Raw genomic sequence first — 16,723 nt, forward strand, 5'->3', positions numbered from 1 at the left:
GTTCAGGTCGACTTATGCCCCGCTTCACATGAATTTCCCAGCGGGCAGTAGCTCTCACGGCGTGTTTCGCAGCGTCGTTCATCTATTGCCCGGTCATGACGCACCTTATTCTCCTGCTACGACGTGCGGCGATGGCGCTGTTGCTGCCGCTGCTTGTTTCGCCTGCTGCCCACGCGCAATACCCCCTGCCAGCCTCGCCGGGTGCTTCGCTACTCGATGGCTACATCGCTCAGGGCCTGCAAAGCAACCTGGCCTTGCAGCAACGCCGCGAGAGCCACACCCATGCCAAAATGGCCCTGCAAAGCGCCCGGGCGCTGTTCTATCCCACCCTCGACTTCAACGCCCGCTACAGCGTCGCCAACGGCGGGCGCCTCATCGAGCTACCGGTCGGCGACCTGCTTAACCCCGCCTACGCCACGTTGAACCAGCTCACCGGCTCAGATCGGTTTCCGCAGCTGCAAAACCAAAGCACCCCCTTCCTGCGCCCGCGCGAACACGAAACCAAGCTGCGCCTGTCGGTGCCGGTATACCAGCCGGCCTTGCGCTACAACCAGGCCATCAGCCGCGAACAGGCGGCGGTGGAAGCGCTGGACGTGCGGCGCTACCGCCGCGAGCTGGTGAAAGAAATTAAAGTAGCGTACTTCCAGTACCTGGCGGCGCAGCGCGTTATTGCGCTCTACGACCGTACCCTGAAGTTGGTGGAGCGCAACAAGCGCGTGAACGAAAAGCTGGTCGAAAACCAGCGCGCTACGCCTGATGTGGTGTACCGGGCTCAAGCCGAAGTGAGTGGTGTGCTGCAGCAGTTGGCCGAAGCCCACAAAAACGAGCAGGTGGCCCGCGCCTATTTCAACTTCCTGCTCAACCGCTCGCCGGAGGAAGGCGTTGCCGCCCTACCCGATTCGGCGCTGCGCTTACCCGAACCGCAGCCCTTGCCGGAGCTGACGGCCTCGGCCGGCGCTACCCGCGAGGAAGTGCAGCAGCAGCAAAAAGCCGTGGACATTGCCGGCCTGACGCTGGGCCTGGCCCGCTCCCGCTACCACCCCACCATCAGCGGCCTCGTCGACCACGGCTACCAGGGCCCGCGCTACGACTTCCGCAACCGCGACGGCAGCCGCTTCACGCAGGCTTCGCTCGTGCTGAACTGGACCTTATTCAGTGGCCTGCAAAACCGTGCCCAGCTGAGCATGGCCCGCGCCGCAGAGCGCCAACAAGCTGCGCGGCTACTGGAGGTGCAGGCCCAGATCGGCCTGGAAGTGCGCCAGGACTACTACGAGCTGCAAGCCGCCCGGGCCCAGGTGCGAGCCGCCGAAGACCGGGCGCGTAGCGCCGCGCAAGCCTTCCGCCTCATGAGCCGGCAGTACGAAGAGGGCCTCACGCCGCTGCTGCAGTTCATCGATGCCCGCACCACTTACACCAACGCCGAGCTAAACGTCATCCTGACCAGGTACGCCTACCTCGGCCAACTCGCCCACACCGAGCGCAGCGCGGCTACCTACCCGCTGGCCGCCGAAGAATAGCCCCCCGTTCAGTTCCTCGTCAGACGCCAAATCATTCCAGAAATGCTACGTCCTACCCTACTTCTGTTACCGGCAGCGGTGCTGCTGAGCGGGCCGAGCGGCTGCGCCTCCAAAGAAACCAAGACCGCCGCTCCGCCCGTGAAGGTTGAGACCGGCACGGAGCTGATCCCGGTGCAGACCGTGCCGCTCACCGCCCGGCCGCTGGTTGAGGGCATCCGGGCCAGTGGCAAGCTCAGCTCGGCCTCGGAGCTGCGGCTGGGCTTCAAAATCGGCGGCGTGGTAGCGGCCCTGCATGCCCGCGAAGGAGATCTGGTGCGTCGCGGCCAGGTGCTCGCCCGGCTAAACCAATCCGAAATTGGTGCCCAGGTAGTGCAGGCTCGCGAAGGCTACAACCAGGCCCGCCGCAGCCTCAGGCGCAGCGAAAACCTGTACCGCGACTCGGTTGCCACCCTGGAGCAAGTACAGAACGCCCGCACCGGCACCGAAACCGCGCAGGCGGCCCTGCGCATCGCCGAGTTCAACCAGCAGTACGCCACCATCGTGGCGCCGGTCAGCGGGCGGGTGCTCCAGCGCACCGTTGAGCCCGGTGAGCTAGTGGGCGGGGGCACGCCGGTATTCGTGCTCAGCTCGGCCGATGCCGCCTGGGTACTACGCGTGGGGCTCGCCGACCGCGATGTGGTACGCGTTCGCCCCGGCGACGCGGCCCAAGTTCACCTCGATGCTCACCCCGAGCGCGACTTCGCCGGCCACGTGACGCGCATTGCTCAAACCAGCGACCCGGGCAGTGGCACCTACGAGGTAGAAATCACCGTGGAGCCGGCCGGGCAGCGCTTGGTCTCGGGACTGGTGGGCGAGGTCGAAATCAGCCCGCGCCAAACGGCCGCCGTGCCCACCGTGCCGGTGGAGGCTCTGGTCAGCGCCGACGGCGGACGGGGCTACCTCTACACGGTGCGCGGCAGTGGGGTGTTGCGGCACCCTGTGCGCGTGCTGCGCCTGCTGCCGGGCGGCCTGGCGGCCATCAGTACCGATCTGCCTTTGGGCACGCCCGTGGTCAGCCGCGGCGCCGGCTATCTCACACCGGCTTCGCGGGTGAAGGTTGCCGCTGTTGCCACTGATGTTGTCCGCCGCTAAAGTCTGACTCCCATGCGTATTGTTGCTTTCTCCGTCAAAAACTACCAGTTCATGCTGGTGGTCTTTCTGCTGGCGCTGGGCCTGGGCCTGAACGCCTTGCTGACCATGCCCCGGGCCGAAGACCCCTCCACCAATGCCCCGAGCTTCACCGTAGTGGCCGTGTACCCCGGCACCAACCCTACCGACATGGAGGACCTGGTGGTGAAGCCGCTGGAAGAAAAGCTAAATGAGCTCGATAACGTTAAAAAGCTCGTCACCACCATCGACGACGGCCTGGCCGTGGTGCGCATCGACTTCGTGTACGCCGAAGATCCCGACGACAAGTACGCCGAGGTGTTGCGCGAAGTCAACAACCTACGCCCCGAGCTGCCGGCCGACCTGGCCAGCCTGGAGGTGCAGAAGTTCACGCCTTCCGACGTCAACATCCTGCAGGTAGCGCTGATCGCGCCCACGCTGCCCTACGCCGAGCTGCAAAAACAGGCCGAGGAGCTGCAGGACCGTCTGCAGAAGGTGAAGGTTCTGAAGAAGGTGGAAACCTGGGGCTACCCGCAACGACAGGTGCGCGTGAGTCTGAACCTGGAGAAAATGGCGCGCCTTAACCTAGGCCTGGCCCGGGTGCTGGGCGCCCTGCAGAGCGAAAACGTGAACATCCCCGGCGGCAGCGTGGAGGCCGGCGCGAAGAAATTCAACATCAAGACCAGCGGCCGCTACGCCAACTTAGCCGAAATTCAGAATACGGTGGTGCAGGCTACTGCCCAGAGCGTGGTGTACCTCAAAGACGTGGCCGACGTGAGCTTCAACTACGAGGAAGAAAACTACCTGGGCCGGCTCAACGGGCAGCGGGCCGTGTTCGTAACGGCGGCGCTCAAGGACAAGCAGAACATCATTGCGGCCCGGAAGCAGCTCACGCCCATTCTAGAGCAGTTCACCAAGGAACTACCCGCCGGCATCCGCTACGTCAAGAGCTTCGACCAGGCCGACAATGTGGCCCACCGCCTCGACGGCTTCTCCCGCGACTTCGCTATTGCCATCGGGCTGGTGCTGCTGACTTTGCTGCCCCTGGGCTGGCGGGCCTCGGTGGTGGTCATGATTTCCATTCCGCTCTGCCTGGCCATTGGCCTGGCACTCATGAACCTGCTCGGTTTCAGTATCAACCAGCTCAGCATCGTGGGCCTGGTGGTGGCGCTGGGCTTGCTGGTCGATGACAGCATTGTGGTAGTTGAGAACATCGAGCGCTACCTGCGCGAGGGCTACGGCCGGGTGGAAGCGGCCATCAAGGCTACTGAGCAGATTGCTTTGGCGGTAGTAGGCTGCACGGCCGTGCTCATCCTGGCCTTCCTGCCGCTGGTGTTTCTGCCCGAAGGCGCCGGCGACTTTATCCGCTCTCTGCCGATAGCGGTGATTACCACGGTGCTGGCCTCCTTGTTTGTGGCGCTGACCATCGTACCCTTCCTCGCCAGCCGCATCCTTTCCAAGCACGAGCAAGCGGAGGGCAACTTCTTCCTGCGTGGTCTCAACCGCCTGCTCAACCGCACTTACAAGCCCCTGCTCGATGCCGCCCTGCACCGCCCCTACTTGGCCCTGGCCGTGGCCGGCGCTATCTTCGTCGGCGCGTTGGCACTGATTCCGAAAGTGGGCTTCAGCGTATTTCCGCGCTCTGAAAAGCCCATGTTCCTGGTGAACGTGGAAACCCCGTTGGGCACCTCGCTCTACGAAACCGACCGCATCACCCGGCTGGTGGAAGCGGAGCTGGGCCGCCACCCCGAGGTGCGCAACTACGCCACCAACGTGGGCCGCAGCAACCCGTCCATCTACTACAACGTGGTGCCGCACAACAACGCCGCCAACTTCGCCGAGGTCTTCGTGCAGACCCAGCCCCTGCCGGTCAAGGAGCTGGAAGCCTTCATCACCAAGCTGCGCGGCCGCCTGACGGGCATGCCGGGCGCGAAGGTCGAGGTGAAGCAGTTTGAGCAGGGCCCACCGGTGGAAGCACCCATTGCTATCCGCGTCTTCGGCGACAACCTGGACTCGTTGCGCAGCCTGGCCTTCCGTGTCGAAACCCTCCTGGCCCGCAACGAGGGCACCATCTACGTCAACAACCCGCTTACCTCGCTGGGCACCGACCTGAAGGTGACCATCAACAAGGACAAAGCCGGCTTGCTGGGCATCCCCACGGCCGAAATTGACCGCACCGTGCGCCTGGGCGTGGCCGGCCTGAACGTGGGCACTTTTCAGCTCGACGGCGACGACAACGACTACAACATCAACGTGACCCTGCCCCGAGGCCCGCGCCAGACCCTGGAAGTCTTCGACCGGCTCTACGTGAGCAGCGCCAGCGGCGCCCTGGTGCCCCTGCGCCAGTTGGCCGACATCCGCCTGGAAGCCAGTCCTACCACCGTGCGCCACTACGACAAGGACCGTTTCGTGACTATTACGGCCTTCGTGAAGCCCGGCTTCCTGACTAACAACGTGTACGCTCAAGTACTGAAGCAGTTGGACACCCTCCGGTTTCCGGCCGGCTACCGCTACGTGGCCGCCGGCGAGAAGGAAAGCGCCGAGGATTCCTTCGGCGGGCTGGGCACCATCATTATTATTACGGTCTTCGGCATCCTGGCCGTGCTGATTCTGGAATTCCGCACCTTCAAGAGCACCCTCATCGTGCTGTCGGTGATTCCCCTGGGCGTTATCGGGGCGGTGCTGGCCCTGCTCCTCACGGGCAACTCGTTCTCCTTTGTGGCCGTCATCGGGCTGATTGCCCTCATCGGCATCGAAGTCAAGAACTCCATCCTGCTGGTGGACTTCACCAACCAGCTGCGCGGGCAGGGCCGGAGCCTGGAGGAGGCGATTGAGGAAGCCGGGCAGGTACGCTTCATCCCTATCCTGCTCACCACCCTCACAGCCATCGGGGGCCTGGTGCCGCTGGTACTGGAAAACAACCCGCTCTACTCCCCACTAGCCTGGGTGCTCATCGGCGGGCTGATTTCCTCACTGCTGCTCACGCGTATCGTCACGCCGGTGCTCTACAAGCTGCTGCCGCCCACCCTGCCCCAGCCCCACGAAACCGAAGTAGCCGAAGCCCCCACCGAACTGGTCCCGACCTAAGTGCTGGCGCCGACATTCTTCTTCGGCCAGGCCGGCCTCCGGTGCCGCGACCAGGCGCGGGCGAGCAGCCGGAGGCGGGCAGCTCCGCCTACTCTCCCTCGCCGCCAACTTTAATTGATAACCTCAAACACTCCAACCATCCAATCCTCTTCAATCTTCACTCATGAGAACGCTCTTGTTGCTTCTGCTCTCCTCACTGAGCTTGGCCGCTACGGCGCCCACGACGGCCCCGCCCTCCCCGGCCGCCATCCTGGGCCGCTGGCAAACGGCTGATAAGATGGGCATCATCCAGATATACCAGCAGCAAAATCAGTTTTTCGGCAAAATTGCGGGGCCCGCGGAGCCGAGCCGCCGCGACGAGCACAACCCCAACCCCAAGCTGCGCGGCCGCGAGTTGCTGGGCACGGTCATCCTCCAGAACTTCCGCTTCGACGGCGCCCGCACCTGGGACAACGGCACCATCTACGACCCGAACAACGGCAAAACCTACAGCTGCACCCTGAAGCTGCGCGATGCCAACACCCTGGAAGTGCGCGGCTACGTGGGCATCTCGCTGCTCGGCCGCACCGAAGTCTGGACGCGCCTGCCCTGAAGCCTCATCCGCAGCAGGCCGCTGCCCCACGGGCCGCACCCCAACATACGCTTTGCAGAAGACCTTAAGCTGAAGTCGCGGGCAGTGCCGAAGTTGATTGTCGACCTGGAGTAGGGTTTTCATATTGACATTCCCGATGCGCGCATCGGCAACTTGCGCACGGGGCGCGGCGGGCGTAGCTGCGCTCGGAACGGGCTCCCGGCCCCGGCCTATGCCCCTTGAGTATCACCCAAAATGTTATCTTAAGGCTATGGAAGCCGCTGCCCCTCTCTTGTCCGCCGGACCTTCGACCCTGACCGGGGCCCCGCACCACCGTATTTCGCCCCAAATACTGCTGCGACTCGACCGCTGGGAGCTTAGTGAGCCGCGGGTACGCCTGGGCGGCACCTGGGCGGTGGCAGTGGCCATCTGGCTGGCCGATGGCCGCGGGCCGTGGTGGTTGTCGCTGCTGTTGAGCCTTGTTTGCACGACCATCTGTTGGGAAGGCAACCGCGGGATACTTTTTGCCCTGCGCCGCCGTTTCCCCGATTTCGAGTCCACGACCCGGCGCCTAAGCTGGCAAGTGGGGGCCTGCCTGCTCTACACGGCCACCGCCGCGGTGCTCTTTGCCGGGCTGCACTACGTTTTCGAGCCGGCTTTTCTTCCGCCCGTCCTCGAGGGCTACTGGCACTGTCTGCTCTTGGCATTGATCCCAACGGCCATCGTCATGGCCATCTACGAAAGCACCTACTTCTTCGGCGAGTGGAAGCGCTACTACCTGCGCGCGGCCTGGCTGGAGACCGAGCGCGCCGAAAGCCAGCTGGCCGCGCTGAAGCAGCAGGTTGACCCGCACTTTCTTTTCAATACACTTAATACCCTGGCCGCGCTGGTGGGCGACAACCCGCCGGCCCAGGCCTACCTCGACGAGTTGGCCAACGTGTACCGCTACGTGCTCACCCGCCGCGACCAGACTACCGTGACCATAGCCGAGGAAATGGCCTTTGTGGAGTCGTACGTGTACCTGAACCGCATTCGCTACGAGCACGCCGTGGAAGTCGACAACCACTTGCCGGCCGAGGTGCTTCAGCGCCGCGTGCCGCCGCTGGCCATTCAGATGCTGGTCGAGAATGCGCTCAAGCACAATGCCGCCAGCCCGCAGCGGCCCTTGCGCATCGAGCTGCGCGCCGAGGAAGGGTACGTGAGCGTGACCAACAACGTGCAGCCTAAAACCAAGCTCGCCCGCGGCGAAGGCGTGGGCCTGCGCAACTTGCAGCAGCAGTTTCAACTGCTGGCCGGCCGGGAGATGCTGATCCAGTCCGGCCCGGCGCAGTTTGCCGTCAAACTACCCTTGCTCAACCCCCATGCGAGCCGTACTAATTGAGGACGAAGCCCCGGCGGCCCAGCGCCTGACTCAACTGCTTAGCCAGCACCCCGAAGTGCAGGTGACGGCCCGCCTGGCCAGTGTGGAAGAAGCCGTTGCTTGGTTTGCCCGGCATCCCGCCCCCGACCTCATCTTCGCCGACATTCAATTATCTGATGGCTTGAGCTTTGAGATTTTCGACGCCGTACCCGTTCGCAGTCCCATCGTCTTCACCACCAGCTACGACGAATATGCTCTCAAGGCGTTCTCGGTGCACAGCGTGGACTATCTGCTCAAGCCCATCAATGCCGGGCAATTGCGGCGGGCATTAGGCAAATACGAGTTCTGGCAGCAGCAGACACCCGCGCACCAGCAGGCCCTGAGCGACGCCCAGCTCGTGCAGATGCAGCAGCTGCTCGACGCGCTGCCGCTAAATCCGCCGCGCTACCGGCAGCGCTTTTTGGTGAGCACCGGCGAGCAGCTCTTGCCGGTGCCGGTCACTGAAATAGCCTATTTCTATACCGCGAACGAAATCGTGTACTTGGTGCGTACCGATAGCCGCCGCTTCGTGGTGGACTACAAGCTCGACCAGCTGGAAAAGCTGGTCGACCCAGCTCAGTTCTTCCGCGTTAACCGGCAATATTTCGTGCAGCTGCCGGCCGTGGCTAAGATCTATAATTATTTAGGCGCCAAACTGAAGCTAGAACTGTTGCCCGCCGCCCGCGAGGAGGTACTGGTCAGCCGCGAGCGGGCGCCGGCCCTAAAGCGTTGGCTGGAGTAAGGGCACGTAGTGGTTTGGGGACGCACGCTTTAAAAAAGACCGTCAAACAATCAAATTACCCTACGCTTGCAACCGCCCGTTAGCTACTTGCCTAAGCAGCTGTATTAATTCAACAACTCGTTAATTAAGTAAGAAACCTTTTGCGGCTGCTCCAAAGGACTAATGTGGCCCCCTTCCACGATTATGGTCTCGATAGCAGGTGGTGTTGGCACATAGTCTTCAAGGCCCTTTAGAGCAATGGCTTTGACTTGTAAATTGCGAATTAATTCAGTTGCATCATCTGCATTTAAAATAACTGTTTTGTCAATTTGTTTGATATCCTTTCCAGACAGGATATTCATAGTGCGTTTTAGATGCTCTATTAGTGATACGTCTTTTCTTAGTGAAGTCTTGCCGAACAAGGATTTAGCCGCTTGCGTGGTATAAAAATTCTTGAACATCAACATTGTATGCTGAAGTGCGAAAACAAGCTTTTGTTTGCCAGAGGCTGCGTGAAATGGCATATTGCATAACCCAATGGAGGCGAAACGCTCCGGGTGATGGTACGCAGCCCTTAAAATAGTCATACTTCCCCATGAGTGGCCAACTGCTATCACTTGGGGTATTTGCAAGCTATCTAAAATATCTACAAGCATTTCCGCGCAGTCATTTACCGTCCAATCCGGTTTTATATTCTCCCGGCTGCTTCCATGTAAAGGCATATCAACTGCGACAACCATTCGGTCTTTGATTGCTTCTATCTGCTCATCCCACAAGTGATGATCGAGGTACACACCGTGAAGAAAAATAAGGGGTAGCTTTCCAGAGGAACTCTCTTTTATATAAACTGCTACTCTCCCAACCCTGGTTAATACGTGAGTTATTTGCGTTTCTACATGCATAATTGAAGCTTGCAAAAAGTTAAAGTATTTAGATGCCTCGTGTCAATTGATTAATTGCTTATTGAAGGCGCTTGCTTCATAAAAGCATTATCATCTAATTGCTCAATCATAAATTTTGCCATGTCGCCTAACGTAATTGACATTTTCAAACCTTTGCCATCCAATGTAGCACAACAGCTTCCTTTAGCGGGCTTGGCTACTATATTGGGGCAGCGAACTATCGTCCAATCCAACTCGCTGTTCATAATAACTGGCTCCATCCGGTTTTTATCATCGATTATTGCTTTCAACCATTTCATAAAAAAAGGCAGAATAACTTTTGTGAAAATCCAAGGCTGAAATTCTATGCTATCTCCTGCGCCGACATTACTCATTGCAATGAGTCGTTTAATCTTTTGTTTTTTCATTTGCTCTACGATAATCTTCGTCGCTTCAGAAATAAATACCGAAGGCTTTCCACTACCTTTACCGCCAATTCCGAGGCATTGGATTACTGCATCCGTATTCTCCAGGATTTCGGCAACTACATGTTCATCCATTACGTTACCCTCAACAATGGTAAGATTGCTATCATTGATAGTGATGGAAGATCTGTCCCTGGTCAATATGGTTACCTGATGGTTTCGTGCTAATGCTTCTTTCAGGATAGCATTACCCGAGAAGCCCGTGGCGCCAAAAATGACTACTTTCATTTCTAATTCTGGTTATTTTCAACGCAAAATTTGAGAATCTTTGTTGATCGTACCTGACACAAAAGTGTCAAAACGAGCGGTGGTCTAAAAGGTAGGGTTCTCGTATAGGAGCATGATCCAGGTGGGTTTTCCTGTGGCAAGTGCGGTAGCACGGCGTAGCACCAAGCCGGTAAAGCCAAGTAATTATACACGACCTGCCAGGCCAGCATCGTCAAAGCCCTATGTGTTCTTCACGCCAGTCTCATGCGCAAGTCCGGCGACCGCTCGCTGGTCATGGTCATGCACCACGTGCCCACTCAGTTTGATCAACGACGAACGCAACCGAAACGGCACCAGCTCTCAAAGTGGGCGGTATGCTAATTTCTTCCGTATTCTTGTTAGAGATTGCCGCTCGATACCTAAATATGAGGACAGGTAGGATAGAGATATCCTATTGAATAAATCCGGATTACCTTTTACGAAATCGAGGTATCTGGTTTCTGCATTATCAAATAGAAAACTCTCAATGCGTCTTTGCTGGGCTGTCAAAACGTTCTCGGCTACTAACCGCCCATATCGTTCCAGGCCTGAAAACTGGTTGTAGCCGTTTTGAATATGTTCATAGGGTAGATTAACGATAATAGAGGGTTGGATGCATTGGAAATAGTATTTACAAGGATTTTGCGTTATAAAAGCGGAGTAATGCGTCGCGTATTGGTTTTCACTAATAAAATTCACTGAGAAATCATTGCCAGCTCTGTCTGTATAAAATGCGCGCAGTAATCCTGAAAAAACAAACCCGATTTCTTTCTGAACAGTGTTCGCTTGAATATAAAATTGCCTATTCTTTAGCTCAGAAACTGTTAAGCCGTTCATCAAGTATTTCAATTCTTCATCAGTCACTTTAGGGCAAAGCTCCTTCACTGAATTTAAATAGGCAATTATGGCTTCTTCCAATTTATAACTGTTTTTTCTTAATAAAGATACTTGGAGAGTTTGAGCTATCCACAAAAGTAAAGAAGCAAATAAGTTACTGTTCTAACTTCCGGAACCCTGTAGCAATATAGGAAATAGCTCACAATTCCTCGCTAAACGGCAGCGTTAAGCGCGAAGAGATTCAAAAGCGAAGTGCAATGTCCTGCTTTCATAAACCTCTCGCGCAAGCAAATTAATTGATCATCACCCCAGGCCGTACTGAATGCCTTAAAACCACGAAGGCTTTTCATAACCCGAACTCCTTACTCCTTGGATAATCTTTACTCTGCCTTGGTAAGGCCTTCAACAGAATTGTGGCTCTGGGTATCATCTTTAGTTAACGACTTCTTTTCCCGGCCAGGGCATTGAAAGTGCAGGTGCTCCTCCCCTGGTGCTCGGGCGGTGAATCTGTCCAGACTCGCCCACGACCGACCGGGGGCTACCTGCCAAACCGAGCCTATCCGAGAGCACCAGCCTACTCAATCGGATTCGGCGCATACTGAAAAAGGTTAATTCCACCCGTCAAGCCCATCAGACTCTGATTTGCGAACTTACCAAGATACCAGATTATCTTATCGAAACTGGTCGTCAGGCAGGGCATTCACGCATTAAAGTGTGGGACCCGAGGCTGTAGGCTCTACCGGATTTTACGCCCCCTCTTCAACACCTCGTCCTCAGATTCGGGGGGAGTCTTCCAGGTTGCCTTCATCGTTTACATTTTATGGTAATGGTATATCGGGTCCTGCTTCAACGCCCCGCCCCAGGCGCGGCGTTCGAACGCAGCCAGTCCGATACCAGCAGCCTGGGGCCATCCTGGTCAGGAACTAATTTCCGCGTAATCGCACCGTTCCGGTGGGATTTTCGTTTATCAGCGCGTTGGCAACCGCTGCCAACGGGTTTTTGTACGGGTAATTTCGACCAACTGGCAGCCCGTCCGCTACCTTGGTACTGCGTTCCGCCCGTTTTTAAGTAGCTTCTTTTTCTATACCATGGCCACCTCATCCAACGGCAAAGCTTCCGCTTCGGCCCCTTCTTCTAATGGCAAAACCGTTACCGGCGGCGCTCACGCCAAAAAAGTGGGCAAGCCCGGCCCGACGCTGGCCCCGACCGAGCGCCTGACCCCCACGGCGGTACCCGCTCACAAGCTGGTGCTGCGCACGCTGCGCCGCTCCGATTTCAAAGCCATCAAGCAAATCATGGACAAGGTGTATTCCAACATGGAAGGAGCCTGGACGGCCGACGAGTTCGCGGCCTTGCTCCGTAAGTTTCCCGAAGGCCAGATTGGCATCGAGGACAACGGCCGGCTGGTGGCCGCGGCTCTGGCCATCATCGTGCAATACAGCGACTTCGGCGACCGGCACACCTACGCTAAAATCACCGGGCACGGCAAGTTCGACACCCACAACGACGACGGCGACACCCTCTACGGCGTCGACGTATTCGTCGACCCCGAGTACCGCAGCCTGCGCCTGGGCCGCCGCCTCTACGACGCCCGCAAAGAGCTCTGCGAGAACCTGAACCTGCGCGCCATGGTGGCGGGGGGGCGCATTCCCGGCTACGCCGCTTACGCCAACGAAATGACTCCGGCTAAGTACGTGGAAATGGTGCGTAACAAGGAAGTGGTCGACCCCATCCTCACCTTCCAGCTCAGCAATGAGTTTCACGTGCGCAAAATCATTCGCGGCTACCTGCCCTACGACTCCGAAAGCAAGGCCTACGCCACGCTGCTGGAGTGGATTAACGTGTACTACGAGGAAGAGGAAAAGCTGATTGGTAACACCAAGTCCAACGTCCGCATCGGCATTGTGCAGTGGCAGATGCGCGCCACCCGCAGCCTGGAAGACCTGCTGCAGCAAATTGAGTTTTTCGTCGACACCGTGAGCGGCTATAAGTCGGACTGCGTGATGTTTCCCGAGTTTTTTAACGCGCCGCTCATGGCCCTCACCAACGAAGACTCCCCGGCGGTAGCTATCCGGGCCATGGCCGCTTTCACCGAGCCCATCAAGGCCAAGATGATGGAGTTGGCCGTGAGCTACAACATCAACATTGTGGCGGGCTCCATGCCGGTGTACGAAAACGAAAGGCTGCACAACGTGGCCTACCTCTGCCGCCGCGACGGCACCGTGGACGAGCAGTACAAGCTGCACGTCACGCCCGACGAGGCCAGCTACTGGGGCATGCGCGGGGGCGACAAGCTCAAGTGCTTCGACACTGATTTCGGCAAAATCGGCATCCTGGTGTGCTACGACGTGGAGTTTCCCGAGCTGGCCCGCATGCTGAGCGACGAGGGCGTGAAAATTCTGTTCGTTCCGTTCTGGACCGACACCAAGAACGCTTACCAGCGCGTGCGCATCTGCGCCCAGGCCCGGGCTATCGAAAACGAGTGCTACGTGGCCATTACCGGCTCGGTAGGCAACCTGCCCCGGGTCGAGAACATGGACATTCAGTACTCGCAGAGCGCCGTATTCAGCCCTTCGGACTTTGCCTTCCCGCACGATGCCATCGTGGCGGAGGCAACCCCAAACACGGAGATGACCCTCATCGCAGACCTTGACCTCGACTTGCTGAAGGATTTGAATACCAGCGGTGCCGTGCGCAACCTGCGCGACCGCCGCAAGGACCTGTACTCGCTGAGCTGGTCGATTAAAAAGAGCGAGCGCGACGATGAGTTGCTGGAGCAAGGGGCCGAACGCCTGCCCCGCACCAGCCGGCGCAAGGCCGTGGCAGCTGGGTAATCCCCAGCATTGTTCCACGATTTTTTTATCCTTGAGAAACGGGCCCCGTGCGCTACCGTGCGGGGCTCTTTTTTGTGCCTAATACCAAGAGCCGGCTGCAGGCAATGGCTAGGTGACTATTTTTTATCTTCATTTATTCCTAGTCACCGCTCGCTCCCTGACTCGCATCATGAAGGTTGCCTCGCTATTTGTTCTAATTATCAGCAGTTTGTATGCATTCGGTGCCCAGGCACAACGCAAACCCAAAGAAGCCGCCCTACCTATGTTAGAGCAGGGAAGTACGACCGCGGATGGCCGACGGATCGGCAAGTGGAATTTCTATACCAGCAAGCAAGAATTGGAGCTGACGTATGACTACGATTCAAGTCGCATTACGTTCCGGTCGCCCGACACCACCCGCTACTTGGTGCGCACCGGCGACAGCTGGGTGCCGCAACGCCTGGACCGTGCCCCACACGTGTTGGGAAGCAGCGACCAACGTCTGCAGGATCTCCAGCGGAATCTGCGCTACCCAGGTAGTGCTTTGCGCGAGCAACTGCAAGGCACCGTGGTGATAGGCTACACCGTGGACGTGACCGGCCACACCAAAGACTTCACCGTGGAAAGCAGCATGAGCCCAGACTGCGACCAGGAAGTGTGGCGGGTTCTGACGTTGCTGCCCGACAACTGGATATGCGCCATACAGAACGGCCGCCCCACGCCTAGTCGGTTTTACCTGGCCGTGAGGTTTGAGATGATGGACGAAGCCTCTTTTGACCGGGTGCAGCGCGAGAGCAAGCGGTTGGTCCAAAGTCCTGGTAGCACTGCCCCTCCCCCGCCCCCCGCCCGGCCCCATTACGCGCACGAAGTAGTAGTGACGGCGCTGGCCATTGAACGCGGCACCCGGCGCGAATACCTGTCTCGTTAGTTGCACCGCCCGGCCGCTCGAAACCCGCTCAATAGGCAATAGCATGCTTACGCTCACCCCACCCGCCCTCTCTATACCAGGTTATGGCCACCTACGATTGATTTTCCATCGCGGCCAGATGGGCGTGGTCACGCAGGATTGTTTTTAGAAAGGGGTCATCCTGCAGGTCGGTGCGAATGCCCGTGATGGCTTTGACTTTGTTGGCCACCTCGTTAATCAACAAGTAGTTTTGCTGCTTGGAGTGGTGGAACAATATTTTACGAATCAGGGCGACATCGTGGTCGGACAACGCCGCCGCCTGGGCAAATACCGGTTGGTAGCCTTCAATAAGGGCTGCTTCGGCCGCCATGGGCGAAAGGTGCTGCGCGCGCTTTTTGAGAGTAATAACGGTAGTGCCGGCCGCCAGGTCGCCCAGGCGCTGGCCCCGGCCATTGGTTAGGATGGTAATCAGCGCGACTACGCCCACCGACATCACGATTTCAACCGGCCGTAACAGCCAGCGCAACAGGTAGTCGCCGAGACCTGCCCGGGTGCCATCGAGGCGCACAACGCGCAGGTGGAGGGCCTTTTTGCCGAGCGTCTGGCCATTGAAAAAGACCTCGCACGCGAGCATATAAAACGTGGTGGGCAGAATAGTCAGAAACCCGCCCATACCAATGCGTAATTTATAGCCCAGCAGACCAGCCGCAATAAACCAGGTGATATACAGCCCGTAATCGATGAGCGAGGCCACAATACGGTCGCCGACGCTGGCAATTTCGTATTCAAGCGTTACGTTTTGAGTCGTTTGAATGCGGATGGTGCTCATAAGAAAAAAAGGCATCAGGCCAGACAAGACAATCAGCTGGGAAAAGTACGGCGGATTCGCCTTCCGCTTTGCGCGCTCCCGGCAAATCGGGCGGGGTTGTGGGTAATGTTCAGCTGGCCGTTCCTTTTGCTGCCGCGCTATCCTTCATTATTTCAACTGAATAATACCTTTCCAACATATAAAATGATTATTTAAATCGGAACGGGACTTTGCCGCCGTTTGCTACCTTTAGGTCTCCAACCGATGATCTATGCGTGAAGCTCTTTTCTTACGGCAAAATCAGGCTCGCTGGCAGCAATACGAAACCCAGCCGACGACCAATCCTGATGAGTTGGCTGCCCGGTTTGTGGCCCTTACCGATGACCTCGCTTACGCCCAAACCTTCTACCCCGAATCGCCGACTACGGCGTACCTGAACTCTCTGACCGGCAAGTTCCACCAGGCCATCTACAAAAATAAGTCCGAGGCCCGGGGGCGTTTTGGTCAGTTCTGGGCCCGCGAGCTGCCCCTGGTGGTTAGCCGCCACTACCCCGCGCTGGGCTGGGCCCTGGCGTTTTTCGCCCTTTGCACGGCGTTAGGCGCTCTTTCAACGGCTTACGACGACACCTTCGTGCGCTCCATTCTAGGCGATGAATACGTGAACCGGACCCTGGAGAATATTCGCCGGGGCGACCCCATGGCCATTTATAAGAGCGATGATTCAACGTCAATGTTTCTCCAAATCACGTTCAACAACATCCGGGTGGCCTTGCTCACGTTCGCGGCGGGCATTACCCTGGGGGTGGGCACGGGGTATCTGCTATTCTATAACGGGCTAATGTTGGGCGCGTTCCAGTACTTTTTCTATCAGCAGCACGTCCTCAAGGCGTCGGTGCTCACCATCTGGATTCACGGTACGCTGGAAATTTCGTCTATCGTGCTGGCGGGCGGGGCGGGGTTTGTCATGGCTCGGGGCATCTTGTTTCCGGGCACGCACAGTCGAACCGAGTCTTTCCGGTACGCGGCGCGCGAAGGCGGGAAGCTGGCCCTAGGGCTGGTACCCATTTTTATGCTGGCCGGGTTCCTGGAAAGCTTCGTGACGCGCCACACCGAAATGCCCATCGCGGCTAGCCTAGCCATCATTGGCGGGTCGGCCGCGTTTATTTTCTGGTATTTTGGGTGGTACCCACGGCAGCTGCAGCGGCGGGGCATTACCCTGGTTAGCTCGGCCCTAATGGCTCGTTCTTAATATTTTTTCTTTTTACATGCGTCCATCCTATAATCAGGAGTCAGACTTCCGCCAAC

At 58.0% G+C, this 16,723-nt stretch carries 13 protein-coding genes; 9 read left to right on the forward strand and 4 right to left on the reverse strand.

Features of this window, described 5'->3' with window-relative positions; genetic code table 11:
* Positions 1-95: 95 nt before the first annotated feature.
* From IC235_RS09595 to IC235_RS09620, 6 genes are all read left to right on the forward strand, one after another.
* Positions 96-1,517: a TolC family protein gene (locus IC235_RS09595; protein ID WP_191004962.1), complete on the forward strand. Its 1,422-nt coding sequence runs from the start codon at positions 96-98 to the stop codon at positions 1,515-1,517.
* A 42-nt stretch (positions 1,518-1,559) separates the two neighbouring features.
* A complete protein-coding gene (locus IC235_RS09600; protein ID WP_191004963.1) occupies positions 1,560-2,648 on the forward strand; it encodes an efflux RND transporter periplasmic adaptor subunit in 1,089 nt (362 codons plus the stop codon).
* 12 nt (positions 2,649-2,660) lie between these two features.
* On the forward strand, positions 2,661-5,750 hold the full coding sequence (locus IC235_RS09605) for an efflux RND transporter permease subunit (protein WP_191004964.1): 3,090 nt from the start codon (positions 2,661-2,663) through the stop codon (positions 5,748-5,750).
* Between the two features lie 163 nt (positions 5,751-5,913).
* Positions 5,914-6,342, forward strand: coding sequence for a DUF2147 domain-containing protein (locus tag IC235_RS09610; RefSeq protein WP_191004965.1), 429 nt, complete (start codon positions 5,914-5,916; stop codon positions 6,340-6,342).
* Between the two features lie 250 nt (positions 6,343-6,592).
* On the forward strand, positions 6,593-7,702 hold the full coding sequence (locus IC235_RS09615) for a sensor histidine kinase (protein ID WP_191004966.1): 1,110 nt from the start codon (positions 6,593-6,595) through the stop codon (positions 7,700-7,702).
* Complete coding sequence (locus tag IC235_RS09620) at positions 7,683-8,462, forward strand: LytR/AlgR family response regulator transcription factor (RefSeq protein ID WP_191004967.1); 780 nt, start codon at positions 7,683-7,685, stop codon at positions 8,460-8,462. The genes IC235_RS09615 and IC235_RS09620 overlap by 20 nt, the downstream gene beginning before the upstream one ends.
* Before the next feature lie 104 nt (positions 8,463-8,566).
* Here IC235_RS09620 and IC235_RS09625 read toward each other — a convergent pair whose 3' ends face one another.
* The 3 genes from IC235_RS09625 to IC235_RS09635 form a co-directional block, all read right to left on the reverse strand.
* Positions 8,567-9,343: an alpha/beta fold hydrolase gene (locus tag IC235_RS09625; RefSeq protein ID WP_223847195.1), complete on the reverse strand. Its 777-nt coding sequence runs from the start codon at positions 9,341-9,343 to the stop codon at positions 8,567-8,569.
* A 50-nt stretch (positions 9,344-9,393) separates the two neighbouring features.
* On the reverse strand, positions 9,394-10,035 hold the full coding sequence (locus IC235_RS09630) for an NAD(P)-dependent oxidoreductase (protein ID WP_191004969.1): 642 nt from the start codon (positions 10,033-10,035) through the stop codon (positions 9,394-9,396).
* Between the two features lie 339 nt (positions 10,036-10,374).
* Positions 10,375-11,025 carry a Crp/Fnr family transcriptional regulator gene (locus IC235_RS09635; RefSeq protein WP_223847181.1) on the reverse strand — a complete coding sequence of 217 codons (651 nt, stop codon included), beginning with the start codon at positions 11,023-11,025 and terminating at the stop codon, positions 10,375-10,377.
* A 1,160-nt stretch (positions 11,026-12,185) separates the two neighbouring features.
* Here IC235_RS09635 and IC235_RS09640 point away from each other — a divergent pair.
* Both IC235_RS09640 and IC235_RS09645 read left to right on the forward strand, forming a co-directional pair.
* Positions 12,186-13,724 carry a carbon-nitrogen hydrolase family protein gene (locus IC235_RS09640; protein ID WP_191005088.1) on the forward strand — a complete coding sequence of 513 codons (1,539 nt, stop codon included), beginning with the start codon at positions 12,186-12,188 and terminating at the stop codon, positions 13,722-13,724.
* Between the two features lie 262 nt (positions 13,725-13,986).
* On the forward strand, positions 13,987-14,631 hold the full coding sequence (locus tag IC235_RS09645; RefSeq protein ID WP_191004970.1) for an energy transducer TonB: 645 nt from the start codon (positions 13,987-13,989) through the stop codon (positions 14,629-14,631).
* Between the two features lie 91 nt (positions 14,632-14,722).
* Here the strand turns inward: IC235_RS09645 and IC235_RS09650 are convergent, their stop codons facing one another.
* Positions 14,723-15,454, reverse strand: coding sequence for an RDD family protein (locus tag IC235_RS09650; RefSeq protein ID WP_191004971.1), 732 nt, complete (start codon positions 15,452-15,454; stop codon positions 14,723-14,725).
* A 235-nt stretch (positions 15,455-15,689) separates the two neighbouring features.
* On the opposite strand from IC235_RS09650, the gene IC235_RS09655 reads away from it, so the two are divergent.
* Complete coding sequence (locus IC235_RS09655; RefSeq protein ID WP_191004972.1) at positions 15,690-16,667, forward strand: stage II sporulation protein M; 978 nt, start codon at positions 15,690-15,692, stop codon at positions 16,665-16,667.
* The last annotated feature ends 56 nt before the right edge of the window (positions 16,668-16,723 follow it).

Source organism: Hymenobacter montanus (assembly GCF_014699115.1).
Lineage (GTDB): Bacteria > Bacteroidota > Bacteroidia > Cytophagales > Hymenobacteraceae > Hymenobacter > Hymenobacter montanus.

Coding starts and splice junctions, on each gene's coding strand:
- IC235_RS09595 (WP_191004962.1), top strand. CDS start 96: ATGACGCACCTTATTCTCCTGCTACGACGTGCGGCGATGGCGCTGTTG.
- IC235_RS09600 (WP_191004963.1), top strand. CDS start 1,560: ATGCTACGTCCTACCCTACTTCTGTTACCGGCAGCGGTGCTGCTGAGC.
- IC235_RS09605 (WP_191004964.1), top strand. CDS start 2,661: ATGCGTATTGTTGCTTTCTCCGTCAAAAACTACCAGTTCATGCTGGTG.
- IC235_RS09610 (WP_191004965.1), top strand. CDS start 5,914: ATGAGAACGCTCTTGTTGCTTCTGCTCTCCTCACTGAGCTTGGCCGCT.
- IC235_RS09615 (WP_191004966.1), top strand. CDS start 6,593: ATGGAAGCCGCTGCCCCTCTCTTGTCCGCCGGACCTTCGACCCTGACC.
- IC235_RS09620 (WP_191004967.1), top strand. CDS start 7,683: ATGCGAGCCGTACTAATTGAGGACGAAGCCCCGGCGGCCCAGCGCCTG.
- IC235_RS09625 (WP_223847195.1), bottom strand. CDS start 9,343: ATGCATGTAGAAACGCAAATAACTCACGTATTAACCAGGGTTGGGAGA.
- IC235_RS09630 (WP_191004969.1), bottom strand. CDS start 10,035: ATGAAAGTAGTCATTTTTGGCGCCACGGGCTTCTCGGGTAATGCTATC.
- IC235_RS09640 (WP_191005088.1), top strand. CDS start 12,186: ATGGACAAGGTGTATTCCAACATGGAAGGAGCCTGGACGGCCGACGAG.
- IC235_RS09645 (WP_191004970.1), top strand. CDS start 13,987: ATGTTAGAGCAGGGAAGTACGACCGCGGATGGCCGACGGATCGGCAAG.
- IC235_RS09650 (WP_191004971.1), bottom strand. CDS start 15,454: ATGCCTTTTTTTCTTATGAGCACCATCCGCATTCAAACGACTCAAAAC.
- IC235_RS09655 (WP_191004972.1), top strand. CDS start 15,690: ATGCGTGAAGCTCTTTTCTTACGGCAAAATCAGGCTCGCTGGCAGCAA.